20 protein-coding genes are annotated in these 21,015 nt (G+C 46.0%); 12 read left to right on the forward strand and 8 right to left on the reverse strand.

The genetic code is table 11. From position 1 onward, the window contains the following. Positions 1 to 90 precede the first annotated feature (90 nt). Positions 91 to 600 (reverse strand): hypothetical protein, encoded by a 510-nt coding sequence (locus tag AB4482_RS09260; RefSeq protein WP_017069595.1) that lies wholly within the window; start codon positions 598 to 600, stop codon positions 91 to 93. Positions 601 to 936: 336 nt separating this feature from the next. On the opposite strand from AB4482_RS09260, the gene AB4482_RS09265 reads away from it, so the two are divergent. The 4 genes from AB4482_RS09265 to AB4482_RS09280 all read left to right on the forward strand — a co-directional run bounded on the left by AB4482_RS09265 (position 937) and on the right by AB4482_RS09280 (position 4,988). Continuing rightward, positions 937 to 1,326 carry a site-specific integrase gene (locus AB4482_RS09265; protein WP_372136984.1) on the forward strand — a complete coding sequence of 130 codons (390 nt, stop codon included), beginning with the start codon at positions 937 to 939 and terminating at the stop codon, positions 1,324 to 1,326. A gap of 107 nt (positions 1,327 to 1,433) precedes the next feature. Then, on the forward strand, positions 1,434 to 2,333 hold the full coding sequence (locus tag AB4482_RS09270; protein WP_372136985.1) for a homocysteine S-methyltransferase family protein: 900 nt from the start codon (positions 1,434 to 1,436) through the stop codon (positions 2,331 to 2,333). Between the two features lie 113 nt (positions 2,334 to 2,446). Continuing rightward, positions 2,447 to 3,457, forward strand: a complete 1,011-nt coding sequence (locus tag AB4482_RS09275; RefSeq protein ID WP_372136986.1) for a Gfo/Idh/MocA family protein — start codon at positions 2,447 to 2,449, stop codon at positions 3,455 to 3,457. A gap of 10 nt (positions 3,458 to 3,467) precedes the next feature. Continuing rightward, a complete protein-coding gene (locus tag AB4482_RS09280; RefSeq protein WP_372180821.1) occupies positions 3,468 to 4,988 on the forward strand; it encodes an SgrR family transcriptional regulator in 1,521 nt (506 codons plus the stop codon). Between the two features lie 96 nt (positions 4,989 to 5,084). Here the strand turns inward: AB4482_RS09280 and AB4482_RS09285 are convergent, their stop codons facing one another. The 4 genes from AB4482_RS09285 to AB4482_RS09300 all read right to left on the reverse strand — a co-directional run bounded on the left by AB4482_RS09285 (position 5,085) and on the right by AB4482_RS09300 (position 9,275). Further along, complete coding sequence (locus AB4482_RS09285) at positions 5,085 to 6,179, reverse strand: HDOD domain-containing protein (RefSeq protein WP_372130844.1); 1,095 nt, start codon at positions 6,177 to 6,179, stop codon at positions 5,085 to 5,087. Between the two features lie 236 nt (positions 6,180 to 6,415). Further along, positions 6,416 to 7,471, reverse strand: coding sequence for an alcohol dehydrogenase family protein (locus tag AB4482_RS09290; protein ID WP_372130846.1), 1,056 nt, complete (start codon positions 7,469 to 7,471; stop codon positions 6,416 to 6,418). Next, positions 7,468 to 7,986: a TetR/AcrR family transcriptional regulator gene (locus AB4482_RS09295; protein ID WP_372130848.1), complete on the reverse strand. Its 519-nt coding sequence runs from the start codon at positions 7,984 to 7,986 to the stop codon at positions 7,468 to 7,470. The genes AB4482_RS09290 and AB4482_RS09295 overlap by 4 nt, the downstream gene beginning before the upstream one ends. A 155-nt stretch (positions 7,987 to 8,141) precedes the next feature. Continuing rightward, the gene (locus AB4482_RS09300; RefSeq protein ID WP_372130850.1) at positions 8,142 to 9,275 is read right to left on the reverse strand and encodes a multidrug effflux MFS transporter; all 1,134 of its coding nucleotides are present in this window, start codon (positions 9,273 to 9,275) and stop codon (positions 8,142 to 8,144) included. A gap of 97 nt (positions 9,276 to 9,372) precedes the next feature. Here AB4482_RS09300 and AB4482_RS09305 point away from each other — a divergent pair, with 97 nt between their 5' ends. After that, complete coding sequence (locus AB4482_RS09305) at positions 9,373 to 10,146, forward strand: helix-turn-helix domain-containing protein (RefSeq protein ID WP_372111209.1); 774 nt, start codon at positions 9,373 to 9,375, stop codon at positions 10,144 to 10,146. Between the two features lie 99 nt (positions 10,147 to 10,245). Here AB4482_RS09305 and uxuA read toward each other — a convergent pair whose 3' ends face one another. The 3 genes from uxuA to AB4482_RS09320 all read right to left on the reverse strand — a co-directional run bounded on the left by uxuA (position 10,246) and on the right by AB4482_RS09320 (position 13,514). Beyond that, entirely contained in the window at positions 10,246 to 11,433 is a 1,188-nt protein-coding gene (gene uxuA / locus AB4482_RS09310; RefSeq protein ID WP_017068145.1) for a mannonate dehydratase, read from the reverse strand. A gap of 207 nt (positions 11,434 to 11,640) precedes the next feature. Continuing rightward, a complete protein-coding gene (locus AB4482_RS09315; protein WP_017068144.1) occupies positions 11,641 to 12,423 on the reverse strand; it encodes an FCD domain-containing protein in 783 nt (260 codons plus the stop codon). Positions 12,424 to 12,530: 107 nt separating this feature from the next. After that, positions 12,531 to 13,514: a TRAP transporter substrate-binding protein gene (locus AB4482_RS09320; protein ID WP_029235323.1), complete on the reverse strand. Its 984-nt coding sequence runs from the start codon at positions 13,512 to 13,514 to the stop codon at positions 12,531 to 12,533. Between the two features lie 299 nt (positions 13,515 to 13,813). Between AB4482_RS09320 and AB4482_RS09325 the strand changes: the two genes are divergently transcribed. From AB4482_RS09325 to AB4482_RS09355, 7 genes are all read left to right on the forward strand, one after another. Next, entirely contained in the window at positions 13,814 to 14,326 is a 513-nt protein-coding gene (locus AB4482_RS09325; RefSeq protein WP_017068142.1) for a TRAP transporter small permease, read from the forward strand. Between the two features lie 15 nt (positions 14,327 to 14,341). Continuing rightward, positions 14,342 to 15,649: a TRAP transporter large permease gene (locus AB4482_RS09330; protein WP_017068141.1), complete on the forward strand. Its 1,308-nt coding sequence runs from the start codon at positions 14,342 to 14,344 to the stop codon at positions 15,647 to 15,649. Positions 15,650 to 15,745: 96 nt separating this feature from the next. Then, positions 15,746 to 17,209 carry a fructuronate reductase gene (locus AB4482_RS09335; RefSeq protein WP_372130852.1) on the forward strand — a complete coding sequence of 488 codons (1,464 nt, stop codon included), beginning with the start codon at positions 15,746 to 15,748 and terminating at the stop codon, positions 17,207 to 17,209. 12 nt (positions 17,210 to 17,221) lie between these two features. Further along, a complete protein-coding gene (gene uxaC / locus AB4482_RS09340; protein ID WP_102394443.1) occupies positions 17,222 to 18,634 on the forward strand; it encodes a glucuronate isomerase in 1,413 nt (470 codons plus the stop codon). A 3-nt stretch (positions 18,635 to 18,637) separates the two neighbouring features. Continuing rightward, positions 18,638 to 19,630, forward strand: a complete 993-nt coding sequence (locus AB4482_RS09345) for a sugar kinase (protein ID WP_372130854.1) — start codon at positions 18,638 to 18,640, stop codon at positions 19,628 to 19,630. A gap of 9 nt (positions 19,631 to 19,639) precedes the next feature. After that, positions 19,640 to 20,266 (forward strand): bifunctional 4-hydroxy-2-oxoglutarate aldolase/2-dehydro-3-deoxy-phosphogluconate aldolase, encoded by a 627-nt coding sequence (locus tag AB4482_RS09350; RefSeq protein WP_017068137.1) that lies wholly within the window; start codon positions 19,640 to 19,642, stop codon positions 20,264 to 20,266. 129 nt (positions 20,267 to 20,395) lie between these two features. Then, the gene (locus tag AB4482_RS09355) at positions 20,396 to 20,899 is read left to right on the forward strand and encodes a YgjV family protein (RefSeq protein ID WP_017057788.1); all 504 of its coding nucleotides are present in this window, start codon (positions 20,396 to 20,398) and stop codon (positions 20,897 to 20,899) included. The last annotated feature ends 116 nt before the right edge of the window (positions 20,900 to 21,015 follow it).

Genomic DNA, 21,015 nt, shown 5'->3' on the forward strand with positions numbered 1-21,015 from the left:
CAATCGTACAATTTACTTAATAAAGTGGCTTCGGGCTTGTTCAACACTCGGGATTTAGTGTTGGCTGCGCAACACCTTAATCCTTATTTGTTATGTGCGTTCTAAAGCGAACTTCGCCAGATACTTACCAATATCTTCATGGCTTATATAGCAATCAAACAACCTAGCTTTCTCTATGTTGTTATTATAAAAGAATTGAGGAGCAATTAGGATGGTTTGGAAGTCTGTATAGTTCTTAAACTTCTCTTTGTTCATCCATTGTTTAGCTCTTTGCGAATACATTTCCGCTTGATATTCCGTAAAGTGCCCGTCGGATAATTTGTTCTCTATGTGGAGAGCGACCCTGCCACCATCTTGCCCCTCAAGTACCACCAGAATATCTGTTTCGGATTGACGCCTTTCGGTCACTGTACCATTAGTTGCAGGATCAAGCCTTTCGAAGTCAATTATTCCCCAAGGATGGTCTGAACGAGACCACAGGTACTTGTATCCACCACTTCTAAATTTCGTCTGATGAACGAACCATCTCAGAAAATCAGGATTGGTTTCAACTGCATTATTCAACACAGCATCTAACTCTTTCTCTGTGAACGTTACCATTTAGCCTCCAAGCACATAACATTTTAATATTGTGCAAGCACGAATCCATCCGCTTAACATATCAAAAAGGTCACTCATAACCAACTGAATGCTATGCATTTAATATAAAAGTGGGTCTAAACAATAAGTGTGAAAACGTGCAAGCACATATTGCCGACTATGTAACGCTCGGCCTCATTCTTAACCACCCATAAATCTGCAGTATAATCAATAATTTAAAATAAGCCTCTCGTTAAATTCGTGCTCAATCAGAGTTAAAAACCACTCTTTTTTAAGTCATTAATTATTCAACAAGCAATAAACTGTCTGTATGTACAGATTTTGTGAGGGGAATATATGGCGAGTCAATTCATGCAGGCAATTTGCGAACATATGACGATGCGAGGCTATAGTCGCAAGACAATCAAAGCCTACTGTTACTGGATAAAATACTTCATTCATTTTCATAAGCTTAAACACCCTGAACAGATGCATGCCGCTGAAGTTGTCTCCTTTCTTTCTCATTTAGCTAATCAACAAAAAGTAGCCATCAATACTCAAAAGGTAGCTCTCAATGCTCTAGCCTATTTATACAATCAATTTATTAAGCAACTTCTAAAGTCAGGCTCCGATATCAGAACGGTTCAAGAGTTACTGGGGCACAGTGATGTTAAGACAACTCAGATATACACTCACGTTATTGGGCAACACTTTAGCGGCACGACTAGCCCGCTAGACCACCTATAACGAAACTCCCTCATCGATAGTTGAACCTGGCTTGATGGCTTCTGTCTGACAAGGTTGTCTGATATGGTGGCAGCAGAACTTCAGCAATTGTTTAGATAGTATTGAATATGAAAACACTAACCATACTTGATGGCGGCATGGGCCGAGAACTCAAAGAAATTGGCGCGCCATTTTCTCAACCGCTTTGGAGTGCTCAAGCGCTGATTGAAGCACCCGAATTTGTTAGCCAAGCGCATCAAAACTTTGTCGATGCAGGTGCTGAAATCCTAATCACCAATAGCTACGCCTGTGTGCCTTTTCATTTGGGTGAAGAGCTGTTCGAGCAGCGAGGCTTTGAACTAGCCACACTGTCTGGTGAGCTGGCTAAAGCAGTTGCAGACAATGCACCCCACACAGTGAAAGTAGCAGGCGCGATTCCACCGCCATTTGGCAGCTACCGACCAGACTTGTTTAAGGTAGAAGAGGCAGCGCCAATCATTCAAACGCTTTACGATGCCCAGGATCCAAACATCGATCTTTGGATAGCGGAAACCATCTGCAGCCTGCAAGAGTTCGAATCCATTCATGCGGTTCTTAAGCAGTCAGATAAGCCGTGTTACTACGCATTCAGTTTGGAAGACACCAAGGGCGATTCTGCCAATATTCGTTCTGGCGAGAGCGTAACAGACGCGATCAAACTTGCCTGCCAATCAAACGCGACAGGCATTATGTTTAACTGTTCAGTGCCTGAAGTGATGGATCAAGCCATTATCGATGCCAAGAAAGTGATCGATGAGCTAGGCAGTGATTTAGAAGTTGGTGTCTATGCCAACAATTTTGCGCCTATCAGCAACGAACATGAAGCGAATGATATGTTTCAGGAGATGCGTGAGCTGGATGGCCAAGGTTACTTAACTTACGCTAAACGCTGGCATGCACTGGGCGCGAATATTATCGGTGGCTGTTGTGGCATCGGGCCAAAACACATTAAAGCCCTAGCCGATTGGAAACACTCAATACAGAGCTAATCCTGAGCTTCAACTAGAATAAAATAAATAGAGAACAGGTTGAGAAATCTGTTCTCTATTTGTATGTGACGTCTCTGAGTACACTGATACAAAACAACGATTTGGAGCAACTGATGAGCGACACGCAACGAAAAATTAAATGGGGCATCGCAGGGCTAGGCAATATCGCCAATCGATTCGCGACTGCAGTAACAGAGCACTGTCTGCATGGTGAGCTTGATGCGGTTGCCGCCAGAGATCACTCACGCGCAGCCACGTTCGCCAACAAGTTTGCTTGCGACAAGGCGTATGGTTCTTATGAAGAGATGGCGAATGACCCAAGTGTTGAAGCGGTTTACATCGCTACGGTTCACCCATACCACCAGCCACTCACTGAGTTGTTTCTAAAGAATAAAAAACATGTATTGGTCGAGAAGCCGGCTTTTACCAACCTTGGTGACTGGCTTGAGATGAAAGCTCTCGCGAAGCAAAATGGCGTGATGCTGTTAGAAGCAATGAAAACCGTGGTGTTTCCCGCATATCGTGAGCTCCAATCATTCTTGGTCGATAACAACATTCAGATAGATTCAATCGAAGCCAGCTTTGGTAACCATCATGACTATGAGCCCGATTTGTTTATCTTCAATCCGGATTTGTCAGGCGGAGCAACACTCGATGTTGGGGTCTATGGGCTTTGGTTCTTTTACGATCTGTGCCGAACGCTGGGTGTAAACCCTTCAAAACCTCAGGTAGAGATGTCGTGTCTTTATGAGGGAGCGAATGTTGATACCAATGCATGCTTTACATTCTCTGGTGATATAAGCGGTAAGATATCGGCATCAACAGTGCAAAACCTTCCCCGAACAGCACACTTGAGTGGACCTGAAACCAAAATCACCATTCACGAAAAATGGTGGAATCCGGCCTTTATTGAGATTGAACATCAAGGCAAAAAGTCGACCATTAACTACCGAGTGACAGGGAATGGATTCGAGTTTGAAATCGACCATTTTTCAGATTTGGTGCTTCAAGGCAAAACTGAATCGAATATCCTAAGCTCAGAGATAACCTCTCGAGTTCTCGGCACGATGGAAAAAGCACTGATTGACTCTGGCTGTCCACATTTAACTCAACCTCGTCGTTAGGAAAAGCAAATTGGGCAACCTTAAGCGCAAGCTTGAACTGTATGAAAAGATATTTCAGGCTTTTGGGCCTGGAGTATCACATTGTCAGGTCAACCAACTGGCCACACTGCTGCACGTGAGTGAACGTCACGTTCAGACCTTACTCAAAGCGATGACAGCACAAGGCTGGATTGAGTGGCAAGCTAGCTCAGGCCGCAGCAAGAAGGCACAACTCACGTGTCTGGTTGAACCCATTGCGGCGTGTTACCAATACGCACAAACCCAAGCTGACGCAGGCAACATAGAACAGGTGTTTAGCACCTTGAGCTTCAACGGCCGCAATGCTGGCACTGAGTTGCAAGCCTTTCTAAGCAATACCAATCCGTCGACGCAGAATATCGCGTACATCCCGTTTCACCGAGAACTCGAAGCGCTTCACCCTCAACGCGTGCTTAGACGCACCGAACGTTTCTTAGTTATGCAAGTTTGCCAACGCCTAACCTCCGTTAAGCACGGCAAACTCAGCGGCGATCTGGCTTATCATTGGCAGCCTAATCAAGATGCGACACAGTGGCACTTTCAGATTCGCAATGGTGTTCACTTTCATAACGGTCGAACACTCGAACCTCAAGACATAGCACGCAACCTTAACTCGCTCTGCCAAAGCAAAATATGGCGTCGCTGTTATCAGCATATTGATGAGGTCTCTGTCTTGGCAGGCAATGTGGTTGTCGTGAAATTGAATCAACCTGATTGGCATTTACCGCGCCTACTTGCTAGGGCTGAAGCCTCCGTATTCGATCACTCATCACCGACTGATAGGCTGATTGGATCTGGCGCGTTCTCATTAGACATCTTCTCAAGCAAGATGTTGAGATTGAGCCGCAATAGCGCGTATTCACACAGCACGCCGATTCTTAATCGAGTCGAGTTGTGGGTCTACCCGGAATGGGCACAGAGCAAAGCCTGCGCTCAAAATCAGGTGTGCGTGAAACTGCCCGAGAAAACGACCACTGTGGCTTGCGATGGCCATGCTTCCCAACCGGAATTCGGCTCAACCTTCTTCAAAATTCAAAACCCAACGTTGTCGAAAACAGAGCGGGAGTTCACCGTTGAAGACACCTCTGAATGCCAAACCCTTTTCGAGCAATTATCAGTATCCGGCGACCACAAAACCAGCGTGGAATATGGGCACTACCTAACTCACTACCTAACTACCAAAGACGTCGCGCTGTGCAGTATTATTGATGAGAACGACACCTTCACTTCGTGGTTAAGCTTTTTCACTCGCTTCCCGTTTGAGGAATTAACTTTACCTTCTGAGATGCTAGAGACAATCGAACAAGGCTTAGCTTCAATAACAAACCAACCAGACTTTGAGTTAGCGATGAATGCACTGTTGTCGCTCCGGCATTGGTTGCATGAATCTGGGGTTGTGACTGAGCTCAAGCAAGAGGCGTTCAACTTAGAGGTTTCTGAAAAGATACACGGCGCACAAGTAAATGGTTTCGGTTGGTGCGAACTCGACAAGCTGTGGATTAGCCATTTGTAAGCGTATTTCGTAGCTGAATGTATTTCACAACCTAGCCCAACCAAGCTGCAACCAATCATTATGTTCAGTCACAGCGTAGGTCGAATAGGCTAAGGGTTAGCTCACTAGCGATAATTCAGACTCTTTATAGATACGGTTAGCCACTTTGTATGCAGCCGGAGACATCAGTGTCTCTTTGCATCTGCGCTTAAATTGCTCGACTTCAATCGTTTGTTCTTCCAGTAAATAGCACAGCTCACTCAAGTAGTTAGCTTCAAACACAGCTTGACCAAGTGGCGTGCATTCGTATCGGCTCGACTCTTGGTAGCCAATCGCGGTCAACACTGATTCTGGCAGTTCCCAGAACTTAGCAATGGTGTAAGTCAGGCGAATGGAGTAGCTGTTCATCAGGCGCTTCAATGCTAACGAGTTAGGTGGAACAGAAGGATCAACATGCTTGAAGGCTTCTACCATCATCTGGAAAATGATCATCTTGCCTAAGTTGCGAATTAACCCAACAAAATACGCCGCTGCTTGCTCTTCTTGAGATGAAGAGTCTTTCATCAACTCCTTAGAAAACGACGCGGTTTGAACACTGTGATTCCAAATTTTCTCACCGAAGTGACGCCAGTAAATATTGTTCCCCGGCGTGAAGTTCTTCATGTAAGAATTAACCACGCCTTCAATTAGCCCTTGTGAACCCATATTGAGGAAAGCAGTTTTTAAGTCAGTAACTTGTTTTTCACTGCGTTTGTAGAAGGCGCTGTTAGCCAGTTTAATCACATCGGCAGCCATACTCGGCTCGCGCTCAATCACTCTTAACAATGCATCGACATCAAACTCGTCGCTCTGTAATTCTGCCATTAACGTGGTTACAGAGGCTGGCATCACTGGCAGTTCATTAAGCAGGGCTTTTGGAGAGCGAATCAAACGTTCGATCTGACAAGCGACAAAATCACTAAATGGGTCTGACTCCGTTCGAAGACGAGACTCTCCAAACAAATAATCAAGGAACTCACCATCGTGAAGGCTAAGCGTATTATCGACGATTAATGATGATGGCTGAGTGGACGACGGCGGAACAAAGATTGAAGACTGAACAGAATCAGTAGCAACGGTTTGCTGCTGCTCTTGTTGGGCAGGCTCTGCAGAGGGTTTGTTTTTTGAATCAACAAAAGGTGAGAATAATGCCTGCAATACCCTTTTAAACATCAATACGGCTCCTAGATGAATACAACATAGATAGGGATATATAACGGCGGTGATTATCGCACAGTTAATTAATAAACCACACAATGATAAATGAATCATTAACCTTTCAGCTGTATAGGATCTGTTACTCAACGGGTTGCAAGACTGAGCCCGCCAGTATTCGCCAGAAACAAGAAGAGCGAGCACATAACGCTTGCTCGCTCTTCCATAAATCTAAACCGTGAAGCTGACTAAAACTAGCGTTCTGCCACTTCCAACACGATCTTACCAACATGCTTTTTCTTTAAGAACTCATCTTGCGCTTTATGGATATCGGCTAGCGGATAAGAATCTGCAACGATGGCGCCAATCTGCTGTTTCTCAATACGGTTGACTAGGTTCTGGAATACTTGTGGTTCTAAAACTGTGCAACCAAAAAAGCTGAGATCTTTAAGATATAAAGTGCGAACATCAAGCTCAACCATAGCGCCACCAATTGCGCCAGATACGGCATAGCGACCATGTGGTTTCAGCACTTCAAGGAATTCCGGCCATTTGTCACCGGCGACTAAGTCGATAACCACATTCACACTGCTTTCGCCTAGCGCTTTAACCAAATCTGCATCACGGGCAATCACTTCATCAGCGCCAAGTTCAAGTAACTGTTGGTTCTTGCTTGGGCTAGTGATGGCAATAACATACGCGCCGCGAGCTTTTGCTAGCTGAATAGCCGCAGAGCCCACACCGCCCGATGCACCTGAGATAAGCACGCGATCACCTTCAGCCACATTGGCACGAGTTAGCATGTTCTCTGCTGTTGAGTAAGAACATGGGAAAGACGCTAGCTCAACATCCGACATAGAACTGTTCACCGCGTAAGCATGCTTAGCTGCTACTTTGGTGTATTCAGCGAAACCACCATCGCATTCAGATCCGAAATACCATGGCTGTGGTAGATCTTGTCCATAAACCTCGGTCAAACAAGGCTCAATCAGAACACGCTCGCCAATACGTTCAGCCGAAACTTCGTTACCAACGGCTACGATGAAACCGCACACATCGGCACCTTGGATGCGAGGGAATTTCAACGCTTCGCCAGACCAACTGGCATCGTCTGAATCATCACTTTTTGCATACCAACCGATTCGCGTGTTGATGTCGGTATTATTAACGCCTGCTGCCATGACTTTGATCAGCACTTCATTAGGCTCAATTTGTGGAACAGCAATGTCTTCACGGTACCCAAGCATTTCTGCCCCGCCGTGTCCTAGCATCTCTGCGCCTTTCATTGTTTTTGGTATCTCGAAATTCATACTGTTTCCTTGAGTAATTTTGTCACCATCTTCTGTGCCGATGCCACTGCTTCTTCGCCTAAGACTGGCCACGCGCTTGATACTCCTTCATGAAGTAAAAACAGCGGTGTCGCGAGCTCCTCTCGCAGGCTCTGCTTGCCTATTAGCAAACGAACTTGTTCTTTATGCTGTGTAACCGCTTGGCTGATAAGCTCATTATCGGGAAACGCGGCCATCGCATTCATCGACATACACCCGTGCGGCGCATATTCTTCTAACCATTGTTGAAGCTTGTTGAAGATATGAGTAACCGATGCGAGCCCCTTTTCAGGCGACGTTTCCAACAAGAAATCTAGGTAACGTTGGTGTCGATACTCCAAGGCACCAACGATCATCGCTTCTTTTGAAGGGAAGTGTTTATACAAGGTTCTTAGGCTTACATCGCACGCCGTTTTCAGCTGTGCAACACTCGGCTCAGCAAAACCTTGCTGGCTAAACGCCACTTCAAGGCTTGCTGCAATCTGTTCTCTCAACATAGTGCTCTCTCAATACCCGACAAAGGGTAGAATGATTGTTCTACTTACAGGGTAGAACGATCACTCTACCTCTGTCAATATCCAAATTTACACACCAAGAAATGATAAATTCCGCGCCAAACAGGACACGGAATTTATCAATACAGATGAGAGACTTAGCGTTTGAGCTGGAGTCGGTTGCGTATCGTCACCAACACAGACAAAGCGCCGCAAAGTACCAACACCACCCCTAAATCTTGAATCATTCCCGCTAAAGCGAGCCCTGAGCCGATCAAGGTGTAATACATCAAACCAAACAGTGCGCCTGCACTTCCTGCTTGAGATTGGTAGCTGACTAATGTGCGACTCAACACATTGGGGATCGCAATACCAAACGCCATAACCACCAACATCATTGGAAGCAAGAACCAGATCGTGTGTTGTGAAAAATACACACCCACCGCACCTAATGTTTGAAGCCCTGCTGCGATACCAATCAGAGACATTGAAGACACTTGTCTCTTCAACAATGTCTTGTTCACCAAGCTTCCCAACAGAGTCCCGAACCCAAGCACAATGCCGCTGTAGCCAAACTGCTCAACGCTAAATCCAAGTTGAATGAAGGCAAATGAACCCAATTGATAATAGGAAAATAGCGCAATATTGAACGACGCAACCAGCAACGCAGACATCCATATATCGCTATCTTTGATCATGTGAATACTGAGTGACTTTAACTGCAATGGCTGCTTAGATTGTTGCGTTTCAGGCAATGACCATAGGCTATGTGCCAACAACGCTAACACCATAATAAACAAGGCAATAAACACATATTGATGCCCGCCCGCTTGGCTTAGTTGACCGCCAAGAAGCAGCCCGATGATTGGGCTAATCGACAGCCCCATCCCCATGTAACCAAACACCTTGGCCAGTTCCGCGCCGCTAAAGGCATCGCGCAACATGGTTTGTGTCACCACCGAGCCCACCGCAAGCCCGAAAGCACCCATGGCTCTGGCTATCATCAACCACGTAAAGCTGTCGGTTTGCATAGCAATAAGTGCTGAACAGGCGAATAACCCCATGCCCAGTAACATGGTTGGTCGGCGCCCCCATTTGTCTGCCAATATGCCCCATACCACAACACCGAGCGCAAACGCTGAGAAGTAGATCGAGAGGGTTTGCGCCGCTTGTGCGTAACTCACATCAAAGGATTTCGATATTGAATCCAGAGTCGGGCTATAGATGGTTTCTGCGATTTGAGGGAACATCAGCAATAGCACCATTTGCCATAAAGAAGGTTTTGTTTTCATCATTTTTCCAAGACCAGTGAACTTGACGAGGAGTCTAGGGGAAACTAACCTTGGCTCGTTAACAACATTAAAACCAAAAACAACAAGATTAGGACAAATGGCATTAATCAGCGAAACGATTGAGTTTGATGCAGACAGCTTACCTGCGCCCGTAATAGGGATTGCGGCAGAGCTAGGTCAGCATGATTCAGGAATACATCACCACGTAAAAGGACAGCTGTTGTATGCTCCACAGGGTTGCATCACCTTGACCTTAAAAAACGCCATTTGCATTTTGCCGCCGACTAAAGCCGTGTGGATCCCGCCTTATACCAAACATCGCGCGCAGATGACCAATGTGGTTGCTTATCGGTCGCTCTATTTTGATAGCAGTATTTACACCTGCCCAGAAGCGATTGAAATTGTGGAAGTGAATGAGCTTTTAAAAGCCCTGATCAATAAGATGGCTTTCTGGGATTGGGACGTTGCCCGCGAGCAAACCACCAATACCGCCAACCTATTCTGGGAAGAGTTTTACAGTGCTAACCAACACTCGTTTATCTTGCCACTACCGACAGATCGCCGCTTTAAAAGCTTTTGCAAACAAGTCCGAACCGATTCCTTTCTTGCCCCAGCCCTCTCGACATTAGCGAACTCGGTTGGCGCAAGCACCAAAACGATTACTCGATTATTCAAAGCCGAAACAGGCATGACTTACCAAGAGTGGCGACAGCAATGGCGCTTGTTTAAAGCGATTGAACTGCTCTCAGAAAACCGACAAGTCGGTGATGTGGCACATTTGCTAGAGTTCTCATCTAACAGTGCGTTTATCGCTTTTTTCAAACAGCAAACTGGACAAACCCCGTTGGCCTTTACCAAGTTAGGGGCGTGATTGTTGTTATCCAAACTCTGAAGTTTTACTGAGCTCAGATACAAAAAACCAGAACATGAGTTCTGGTTTTTAAAAGTATTTTAAAGCTAGATGCCGTCGTTACTTGGTATAGAAAGCGCGTTTCAATGCCATCTCTAAACCACGAACTTCAGCTAAGCCTTTCAATCGACCAATCGCCGAATAACCTGGGTTAGTGGTTTTCTTAAGGTCATCCAGCATTTGATGACCGTGATCCGGACGCATTGGAATTAAGCGGTGATCGCCCACTTCTGCACGACGATTTTCTTCATCCAAAATAGCCATCACAACGTTGTACATGTCCACATCACCATCGAGGTGCGCTGCTTCGTGGAATGTCATTGGGTTGCTCTCTTCACGCTTAGTTGAACGCAGGTGCGTAAAGTAAATTCGGTCACCGTGCTTTTTGATCATATTAACCAGATCATTGTCGCCACGAACACCGTATGAACCCGTACACATCGTCAAGCCATTCATTTTGCTCGGTACATGCTCGGTCAACCAATCAATGTCTTCGATCGTTGAAACGATGCGAGGCAAGCCTAGAATCGGACGCGGTGGATCGTCTGGGTGAACCGCCATCTTCAAGCCATTCGCATCACAGATAGGCATCAGCTCAGCGAGGAAGTAAGACATGTGCTCACGTAGCTTGTCTTTGTCGATTCCCGCATAGCGATCTAGCTGTGCTTGAAACGCTTCTAGTGTGTAACCTTCTTCAGCGCCTGGCAGGCCAGCGATGATGTTATTAGTCAGTTGCTGAATTTGCTCTGGCGTCATGTTGTTGAAGTAATCCAACGCTTGAGCTTGCTCTGATTCTGAATAGTCCGATTCTGCACCTGGACGTTTCAAGATATGCAGCTCAAATGCCGCAAACGCGATTTGGTCAAAACGCAGTGCGCGCGAGCCATCAGGCATTTCAAATTCTAAATCGGTACGCGTCCAGTCCAACACTGGCATGAAATTATAACAAACCGTATCGATGCCACACTCAGCAAGGTTAGACAGAGTTTGCTTATAGTTATCAATCCACTGCTGGTAGTTGCCAGTTTGAGTTTTGATCTCTTCGTGCACAGGCACGCTTTCTACAACCGACCACGTTAAACCTTTCTCTTCGATAATGGCTTTACGCTTGAGGATTTCTTCTTTTGTCCAAACTTCACCATTTGGAATATGATGCAGTGCATTCACAATACCAGTTGCGCCCGCTTGACGAATATCGTCTAGCGAGACTTGATCATTAGGGCCGTACCAACGCCACGTTTGTTCCATGAGACTTACCTTTCTTTAAGACGCACTTAGCCGGCTCGAATTAATCAAGCTAAATGCAATAACGACTTCTTAATGGCAGCAATGACAATTACTGCCCGAGATAGCACCGGTCTACGCCGGTCTAAAGACGATTACCTATCTACAACCTATTGAATGAATCAGCTTTCAAGAGGAGCCTTGTCGCTGAATTCAACATTAGCTTCAGAACTAGCTTTCTGAGCTAAGCAGCACCACTGGGTTGGAGCTAAATAAGTAACCATCAAAGTTTGGGTCATCAATGTCTGACAGCGCTAACAAACGCTGTTTAACATTCTCAAGGTGTTGCCACATTGCGTTCTTAGCAGCGACAGGGTCTTTGCGCTGTAAGGCGGCGAGGATACGAGCGTGATCATCTAACCATTCTTCACGGTAATCTTGACCACTGATGTGAGAGTGGAGTTTATTCCACATTGGACTCTTTTCGCGTCGATCCCAGGATTGTTTCAACATATCTACCAGCACAGAGTTTTGAGTTGCCTCTGCAATACACATGTGAAATCTTTCATCTCCGCTGCAATCGGTAGTGCCGCTTGCAAGCTCTTCGCGCTCGAGTTCGAGTGCAGAGCGCATCTTAATGATGTCGCCCGGAGTGACCTGAGTTGCCGCAAACTCCGCGATATTACTTTCCAGTAATTGGCGGGCCTGCAGCATCTCGAATGGACCAGCGTCATCGCTGACCACATTCTCGCGAGAATGAGTAGGAATGTTCAGGACATAAACACCTGACCCTTTTTTTACCTCAACTAAGTTTTCAAGCTCTAGCATGATGATCGCTTCACGCACTACAGTGCGGCTTACATCTAGACGATCAGCAATATCGCGTTCTGGAGGTAACCTATCTCCGACCTTATACAGGCCTTCAATCAGTTCTTTTCTTAGTACTAACCCTATCTCCTGATAAGGTCTTTTCGGCTCGAAAGGCATCATGATGATATTGTCACTTCTTTCCATTGTATTTCTCTCGCCATCATAATGACCAAATATAATTGGTCAACCTCTATATCTTAAAATGCAGTAACACCTTGTTTTTGTATTACTCTTTTTTCTATATTTGCTCGTTATTCAACAGCCTGAATACGGTCAATCAATGCGCTCAATTCTGGGTCCGCTTTATCTAGCGCGTCGTACATAGGTTGAACCGCTAGTGCGAACGCAGCCTTGTCTGGTTCCACAAAAGTAACGCCCATTTTCTCGGCTTTAGCACGCTCTTTTGCTTCCGATTCAGCCCACAATTTTTTCATCAATTCAGATGAATCACTTGCCGCCTTCATTAGCGCATCTTGTTGTTCTGCAGTCAGTTTATCGTATGCTTTGGTTGAGATAACCAACACATCCGGAACCATCGTGTGCTCATCTAAGCTGAAGTATTTAGACACTTCACTGTGACGGCTCAAGCTGAAAGAAGGAATGTTATTTTCAGCCGCATCTACGACACCTTGCTGCAGTGCTGTGTACAACTCACCGTAAGCTAGTGGCGTTGGGTTACCGCCTAACGCTTTCACCATCGCAATTGCTGATGGGCTTGGTTGAACACGAACTTTCAAACCTTTCAGATCTTCTGGTGTGTTAATTGGCTTATTGGTATAGAAGCTACGCGCACCAGCGTCGTAGTAAGTCACACCAATAAAGCCGCTATCACGAGAAGAGTTAAGAATGTCACGGCCTACTTCACCATCAGTCACACTGTAGTAGTGCGCTTGATCGCGGAATAAGTAAGGCATGTTGAATGATGAATAAGCAGGAGAAAAAGCTTCTAGCTCAGCAGCATTACTTTTCACCATATCTAAAGCGCCGTTCTGCATCAGCTCCATAGATTCACGCTGTGTACCCAATTGAGCATCAGGGTAAATACGAATACGCACCTCACCATCAGTCAATTCACGTACTTCTTTCGCCATAAACGTCATCGCTTCATGTACTGCATGGTCACGAGGGTGGTTATGGCTCAGTTTCAATGTTGTCGCTGCATAAGCAGAAGCTGTTGCTCCAAAAGTCAAAGCAGCACCGACAACCGCACTAATCAAAGTTTTACGCGTCATCATCATTCTTATTCTCCGTGGATTGGTTATCCAAAATGTAGGGTGTTTTTTGTTATGGGCTCATATTGGGGCTCAAAAAAGGAACCGTCAAAGCTGAAATTAAAATTGATTGACCAAAGTCACAATAAAAACCCATAAATTGGTCAACCAAAATCATTTGTGAAGTTGCTCACGCCAACCAAAAAATGAATAGCTTATGATTCAGCCAGATTTTTGAACATCCCATCCCTACATAGAAACAATTTCTTACATTGGTAAACCAATTGTTATGAGATACGCAATTTTGTTGAAAGGAAATAAACATGAATAAATTGGTCAGTTACATAAATAGAGGGTTGGCCGCCTTTACAGTGTCTCTATCGTCTTTCTTGGTGCTATGCGTGATATGGCAGGTTCTATCCCGCTATGTTATTGGCAAACCAAGTACTGTTACCGACGAGCTCGCTCGTTACCTCTTTATGTGGGTAGCCCTGATTGGTGCTGCTTACACAACAGGTCTGAAACGCCACCTTGCCATCGACCTACTTACGATGAAGCTGACTGGCAAACGTAAATTAATCAACGAAATCATTATCCAAATAGCCATCGCTTCTTTCTCTTATATCGTTCTGGTACACGGTGGCAGCCAACTTGCAGCTAAAACACTTGCGATGGGACAACTGACTCCCGCTCTAGGTTTAGAAATGGGCTACATCTACTTCTGCTTACCGGTTAGTGGCGCTTTGATGATTTTTTACTCAGTCGTATTTACCTACGAACGCGTTAAACAATTAATGTCAGGTGACGATTTGATCACCGACTCACAACTTGATTGATAGAAGGATTTCACAATGGAATGGCAAGTAATACTGACATTATTCGGTAGTTTCGCTGTACTGCTTACAATCGGTGTACCGGTCTCTTTTGCGATTGGTTTATCGTCACTAGCAACCATCTTAATGAGCTTACCGCTTGAGCCTGCAATTGCTGTAGTTGCTCAACGTATGGCGGCAGGCCTTGATAACTTTGCACTATTAGCAATTCCGTTCTTCATTTTGGCGGGCAACATCATGAACCAAGGCGGCATCGCGCTGCGTTTGATCAACTTCGCGAAAGTGTTGGGTGGTCGTCTACCAGGTTCACTCGCCCACGTAAACGTGATGGCAAACATGATGTTTGGGTCTATCTCAGGCTCAGCGGTTGCATCGGCTGCTGCAGTTGGTGGCACTATGTCTCCTCTGCAAAAGAAAGATGGATATGACGAAAACTACTCGGCTGCGGTAAATATTACGTCATGTCCTGCGGGCTTGCTTATCCCACCCAGCAACACGCTGATCGTGTTCTCATTAGTTTCTGGTGGTACCTCTATTGCAGCATTGTTCTTAGCAGGCTACATCCCAGGCCTATTGATGGGCCTGAGCATCATGATGGTGGCAGGTATTATCGCGAAACGTCGTGGCTACCCAGTCGCAGCTCGTCCTTCCACATCAATGGTATGGAATACCTTCCTAAAAGCAGCACCTTCTTTAGCACTGATCGGCATCATCATGGGCGGCATCATTGGCGGTATCTTTACTGCGACTGAGGCTTCCGCAATTGCTGTGGTATACACGTTTGTTTTAGCTGTGCTTGTCTACCGCGAAGTGAAATGGGGTGATATTCCAAAGATCATCCTTGAGTCTGCAGTAACAACATCTATCGTTCTATTACTGGTTGGCGCATCAATGGGCATGTCTTGGGCAATGGCGAACGCCGATGTACCTTACATGATTGCCGATGCTCTACTCGCGGTTTCTGAAGACCCACTAATGATCCTACTGATTATCAACGTGATTCTGTTAATTGTTGGCATCTTTATGGATATGACCCCTGCGGTTCTTATCTTCACACCAATCTTCTTACCAATCGCGCTAGACCTAGGCATCGACCCTGTGCACTTCGGCATCATGATGACCTTCAACCTTGCTATCGGTATCTGTACACCGCCAGTAGGTAGTGCTCTGTTCATCGGTTGTTCGGTTGCCAACATTGCCATCGACAAAGTCATCAAGCCTTTATTGCCATTCTATGCTGCACTGATTGCAGCCCTAATGGCCGTTACTTTTATCCCTGAGCTGAGCTTGTTCCTACCTGAATTGGTACTGGGCTACGGTTCGTAATTTGGTCACAGATAGATTCTAAGACTGCTAAACACTCAAACGCTTTATCAAATAATAAAATCCCGCTGGTTCGCTGGCGGGAAAAGGAACTGAATAATGAAGACTGTTGCTAACTCTACGCTGCCAAACACTGTACTACGACCTGACTACGACCGTTCAGCACTCCAAAGCCGTATCGTGCACCTAGGCTTCGGTGCATTTCACCGAGCGCATCAAGCGTTGTTCACCAATGAAATGCTCAGCAAGACCAGCACTGATTGGGGTATTTGCGAAATTAACCTATTCGGAGGCGAAGACTTAATTGAATCACTTCGCACGCAAGATCACCTTTACACGGTTGCTGAAAAAGGCGCTGAATCCACAGACGTTAAAGTGATCGGCTCAGTGGCCGAATCTCTTCACCCAAGCCTAGACGGCATTGAAACCGTATTAGAAAAAATGGCCGAACCTCAAGTGGCTATCGTTTCTATGACCATCACAGAGAAAGGCTACTGCGCAGACCCAGCGACAGGAAAACTCGACAAAAATAACCCATTAGTCATCGCTGACCTAGCTAACCCAAGCGAACCTAAATCAGCATTAGGTTACATTGTGCAAGCGCTCAAAATTCGACGTGAACGTGGCTTAACACCATTCACGGTCATGTCTTGCGATAACGTGCAAGAGAACGGTCATGTAGCAAAAGCAGCGATCATTGAGTTTGCTCAACTGCTTGACCCAGAATTACGTGATTGGATTGAAACCAATGTCACCTTCCCATGCACCATGGTTGACCGTATCGTACCCGCAGCAACAGAAGAAACACTGACAGAAATTGCAGAACTGCTTGGTTGTGAAGACCCATGTGGCATCGCCTGTGAACCCTTCCGCCAATGGGTGATTGAAGATAACTTTGTGGCAGGTCGTCCAGATTGGAATGTCGCTGGCGCAGAGTTCGTAGAAGATGTGGTGCCTTACGAAGAGATGAAACTGCGTATGCTCAATGGCAGTCACTCTTTCCTTGCTTACCTTGGATACCTTGGTGGCTACGACCATATTTCCGACACTATGACGGATGCTGGCTACCGAAAAGCCGCTTTTGACATGATGATGAAATCACAGGCACCTTCGTTAACGATGCCTGAAGGGACTGATTTAGAAGGTTACGCAACCTTGCTGATCAACCGCTTCACTAACCCAAGCTTGAAGCACAAGACGTGGCAGATTGCGATGGATGGCAGCCAGAAGATCCCTCAACGTATGGGTGGCAGCTTACGATTCCATTTAGATCAAGGCTCAGATTTCTCGTGGCTTGCAACCGCCATCGCTGGCTGGATGCGCTATGTATCTGGCGTTGATGAGCAAGGCAATGAGATTGATGTCCGCGATCCAATGGCAGACACACTTCGCCAGATCTGCGACCAGCATGGACTCAATGTTTCTGTGGTTCCAGCATTACTTGCGGTTGAAGCGATTTTCCCTGCCGAGCTAGGCCAAGGCCCGCAGGTCATTGATGCGGTAAGTTCAGCGTACCAATCATTAATTGAACACGGTGCCGTTGCGACCGTGGCTGCGTTATAAGGAGTACAAACAATGAAGAATTTCTTATGTGAAGACTTTTTACTGTCGAATGAGACTGCACGTCGTTTGTACCATGAACACGCAAGCCACCAGCCGATTTATGACTATCACTGCCATCTAAACCCGGCAGAAGTGGCTCAAGATCGTCAGTTCGAAAACATGTCTAAGATTTGGCTTGAAGGTGACCACTACAAATGGCGTGGTATGCGTTCAGCAGGGATTGATGAGCGTCTGATTACTGGAGGCGCAAGCGATTATGATAAGTTCATGGCCTGGGCTAGAACCGTCCCTCAAACCTTGGGCAACCCACTTTACCATTGGACTCATTTAGAACTACGCCGCCCATTTGGTATTACTGGCACTCTCTTTGGTCCAGAAACCGCAGACCAAATTTGGCACGAAGGCAACGAGCTATTAGCGACACCAGAATTTAGTGCTCGCGGCATCATGAAGCAGATGAATGTGGTGATGGCTGGTACGACAGACGATCCAATTGATTCTCTTGAACACCATAAGGCGATCGCTCAAGACAATTCATTTGATGTACAAGTGTTACCAAGCTGGCGCCCAGATAAAGCCTTCAAAATCGAACTCGACACCTTTGTCGATTACCTGCGCCAACTTGGTCAAGTAGCCGATATCGAGATCCGTCGATTTGATGATCTGTTGAGTGCGCTAGACAAGCGTTTAGTCCACTTTAATGCCCATGGCTGTCGTGCGGCTGACCACGGTATTGAAGTGGTTCGCTACGCACCTATTCCATCAGAATCGGATTTGGATGCCCTGTTAACTCGACGCCTCAATGGCGAAACGCTCACCGATCTAGAATGTGCGCAGTTTTCAACAGCGGTTCAGGTGTGGTTAGGCAAGCGCTACGCCGCAATGGGTTGGGTAATGCAGCTTCACATTGGTGCTCAGCGCAATAACAACACGCGCATGTTCCAACTGTTAGGCGCAGATGCAGGGTTTGATTCGATCAGCGATAAGACGTTTGCCTTCGAATTGGCTCACCTGTTAGACGAAATGGATCAAAGCAACGAGTTACCTCGCACCATTCTTTACTGCTTAAACCCTCGCGATAACGAGATGATGGCAACCATGATTGGTAACTTCCAAGGTGGCGGCATCGCGGGCAAAGTTCAGTTTGGTTCTGGTTGGTGGTTCAACGATCAGAAAGACGGCATGCAACGCCAAATGGAACAGTTATCTCAACTTGGTCTGCTTAGCCAGTTTGTCGGCATGCTGACTGACTCTCGCAGCTTCTTGTCGTACACACGCCACGAATACTTCCGCCGAATTCTGTGTGACATGCTTGGTCGTTGGGCTGAAAACGGCGAGGTACCAAACGACATGTCACTGCTTGGCCCTATGGTCGAAGACATCTGCTTTGGTAACGCAAAACGCTACTTCGAAGAGAGGGCGTAACCGATGAAACATATCGCCATTATTGGTGAGTGCATGATCGAGCTGAACGGCAAACCGTTCGGCTCAATACATCAAACGTTTGGCGGGGACACACTCAATGCTGCGGTCTATCTAAGCCGCGGCTGCGAGGCCAACCTCAATCAAGATGAAATAAAAGTGTCCTACGTCACGGCTTTGGGCGCAGACCCGATTAGCAAGGGAATGTTAGAACGCTGGCAACAAGAGGGGGTGTCGACGGACCTTGTTCTACAAGACAGCCAACGTACTCCGGGTCTATACCTAATTCAGCTTGATGACGCAGGTGAACGTACCTTTCTGTACTGGAGAAACCAGTCGGCTGCACGCTACCTGCTACAGCACCCAGATTTCAATCAGATAAAGCAGGCACTGCGCAATGTCGATATGGTCTTTCTCAGCGGCATCACATTAGCGATTCTGCCTGAACAAGATCGTATCGAGCTATTGAACATCTTGGTTGCGTTGAAGGCACAAGGTGTTGAGATTGCCTTCGACAGTAACTTCCGCCCTGCACTTTGGCCACAAGACGAAAACCAAACCGTCAAAAACAGCTACCAGGCCATGTATACATTGACGGATTTAGCGTTGGTCACATTCGATGATGAACAATTAATTTGGGGCGATAGCTCTCCAGAACAAACTATCGAACGTCTAACGACGCTGGGTGTTAAGCGATGCATCGTCAAACTGGGTGCAGATGGCTGTCTCATTCAAGATGCCACCATTCAAAGTAACATACACCCAGATTCTGGTGCCGCTTCGGCTCCACTAGCGGTGCCAACCCTGCCTGTTGATCATGTCGTTGATACGACCTCGGCAGGAGACTCATTCAATGGCGGATTTTTATCGGCTTACCTTGCGGGCGAAGACTTAACAAAGTCATGCCAGCGCGGCAATACCATGGCAGGCGTCGTTATCCAACATCGTGGTGCCATTATTGCAAAAGAACTCACTCAAGCGGCCATCACAGCCATTTAAGGAATACCAATGTCTAACATCAAACAACAACTGAAAACACTGAAAGTTATCCCTGTGATCGCTATCGACAACGCTGAAGACATCATCCCTCTGGGTAAAGTGTTAGCTGAAAATGGTTTACCTGCAGCAGAAATTACATTCCGTTCGGAAGCTGCAGTTGAAGCTATTCGTCTACTTCGTGAATCACAACCAGATATGTTGATCGGCGCAGGCACTGTGCTCAATCGTGAGCAAGCTATTGCGGCTAAAGAAGCAGGCGCAACGTTCGTCGTCTCTCCTGGATTTAATCCAAACACGGTAAGAGCCTGCCAAGAGATTGGTATTGATATCATTCCTGGGGTCAACAACCCGAGTACAGTAGAAGCCGCTCTAGAAATGGGCTTAACCACATTGAAGTTCTTCCCTGCTGAAGCATCAGGTGGCATCAACATGGTTAAGTCACTTCTTGCGCCTTACACGGATATTGAAATCATGCCGACCGGTGGTATCAACCCAAACAACATTAAAGACTACCTAGCGATACCTCGCGTGCTCGCATGTGGCGGTACTTGGATGGTGGATAAGAAGCTGATTGAAGAAGGCAATTGGGAAGAGCTGGCTCATTTAACTCGTGAAGCCGTTAAGTTAGTCAATTAAACCTAGTGCAATAGCATTTTGACGTTATATCTAGCCCTCCTTTTGGAGGGTTATTTTATGGTTGAGCATTATTCTTTCAAAGTTAATATTTAATCGTGCTCGATAGCATCTTAAAAATAAAGGCTAAATATGGAAAACTGGATAACACAAGGAGTTGGCGGCCTGGCTTTTTGTATCGGTGTAATGGCATTTTGGCAAAAAGATGATATGCGTTTTCGCTACCAGATGATGATCTTTTGTTTTGTAATGAGTATCCATTTCATATTAATGGGCGCCATAGTGGCGGCTATAGGCGTAATTATTAATGCTATTCGCAGCTATGTATCGATAAAAACTCAATCGCGCAAAGTGATGTGGTTCTTTATTGGCTTGATGTGGTGCATGACTTTACCCAACATGAATCATTTCTTTGAATTTATTACGGTTGTTGGTTCATCCGTTGCGACATGGGCACTCTTTTCAAGACAAGGCATCGCATTGAGGTCCTTGATCTTATTCAATTCTTTCTGTTGGGCTAGCCATAACATTTGGATTGGTTCGATTGGCGGGTCCTTTGTCGAAATCACCTTTATTGTCACCAACATGGTCACTATCTATCGTTTACATCAACGCAGATTGTTAACTATAAAATAGGCAATATATTTTTTATTCTAAATTTAAAATATGGAAGTAATACATCACTAATTAAATGGGGGATTAATTGGATATCAAAAAATTAAATCTAGTTAAGTTTACGTTATTTAAACTTC

The sequence above is a fragment of the Vibrio sp. 10N.222.55.C7 genome (assembly GCF_041473335.1).
GTDB classification, from domain to species: domain Bacteria; phylum Pseudomonadota; class Gammaproteobacteria; order Enterobacterales; family Vibrionaceae; genus Vibrio; species Vibrio crassostreae_C.

Bases quoted from the DNA above. Each gene is read 5' to 3' on its own strand.
- AB4482_RS09315 (WP_017068144.1), bottom strand. From the start codon at position 12,423: ATGGAAAGAAGTGACAATATCATCATGATGCCTTTCGAGCCGAAAAGA.
- AB4482_RS09305 (WP_372111209.1), top strand. From the start codon at position 9,373: ATGGCATTAATCAGCGAAACGATTGAGTTTGATGCAGACAGCTTACCT.
- AB4482_RS09270 (WP_372136985.1), top strand. From the start codon at position 1,434: ATGAAAACACTAACCATACTTGATGGCGGCATGGGCCGAGAACTCAAA.
- AB4482_RS09330 (WP_017068141.1), top strand. From the start codon at position 14,342: ATGGAATGGCAAGTAATACTGACATTATTCGGTAGTTTCGCTGTACTG.
- AB4482_RS09290 (WP_372130846.1), bottom strand. From the start codon at position 7,471: ATGAATTTCGAGATACCAAAAACAATGAAAGGCGCAGAGATGCTAGGA.
- AB4482_RS09325 (WP_017068142.1), top strand. From the start codon at position 13,814: ATGAATAAATTGGTCAGTTACATAAATAGAGGGTTGGCCGCCTTTACA.
- AB4482_RS09300 (WP_372130850.1), bottom strand. From the start codon at position 9,275: ATGAAAACAAAACCTTCTTTATGGCAAATGGTGCTATTGCTGATGTTC.
- AB4482_RS09335 (WP_372130852.1), top strand. From the start codon at position 15,746: ATGAAGACTGTTGCTAACTCTACGCTGCCAAACACTGTACTACGACCT.
- AB4482_RS09260 (WP_017069595.1), bottom strand. From the start codon at position 600: ATGGTAACGTTCACAGAGAAAGAGTTAGATGCTGTGTTGAATAATGCA.
- AB4482_RS09345 (WP_372130854.1), top strand. From the start codon at position 18,638: ATGAAACATATCGCCATTATTGGTGAGTGCATGATCGAGCTGAACGGC.
- uxuA (WP_017068145.1), bottom strand. From the start codon at position 11,433: ATGGAACAAACGTGGCGTTGGTACGGCCCTAATGATCAAGTCTCGCTA.
- uxaC (WP_102394443.1), top strand. From the start codon at position 17,222: ATGAAGAATTTCTTATGTGAAGACTTTTTACTGTCGAATGAGACTGCA.
- AB4482_RS09350 (WP_017068137.1), top strand. From the start codon at position 19,640: ATGTCTAACATCAAACAACAACTGAAAACACTGAAAGTTATCCCTGTG.
- AB4482_RS09265 (WP_372136984.1), top strand. From the start codon at position 937: ATGGCGAGTCAATTCATGCAGGCAATTTGCGAACATATGACGATGCGA.
- AB4482_RS09320 (WP_029235323.1), bottom strand. From the start codon at position 13,514: ATGATGACGCGTAAAACTTTGATTAGTGCGGTTGTCGGTGCTGCTTTG.
- AB4482_RS09295 (WP_372130848.1), bottom strand. From the start codon at position 7,986: ATGTTGAGAGAACAGATTGCAGCAAGCCTTGAAGTGGCGTTTAGCCAG.
- AB4482_RS09355 (WP_017057788.1), top strand. From the start codon at position 20,396: ATGGAAAACTGGATAACACAAGGAGTTGGCGGCCTGGCTTTTTGTATC.
- AB4482_RS09285 (WP_372130844.1), bottom strand. From the start codon at position 6,179: ATGTTTAAAAGGGTATTGCAGGCATTATTCTCACCTTTTGTTGATTCA.
- AB4482_RS09275 (WP_372136986.1), top strand. From the start codon at position 2,447: ATGAGCGACACGCAACGAAAAATTAAATGGGGCATCGCAGGGCTAGGC.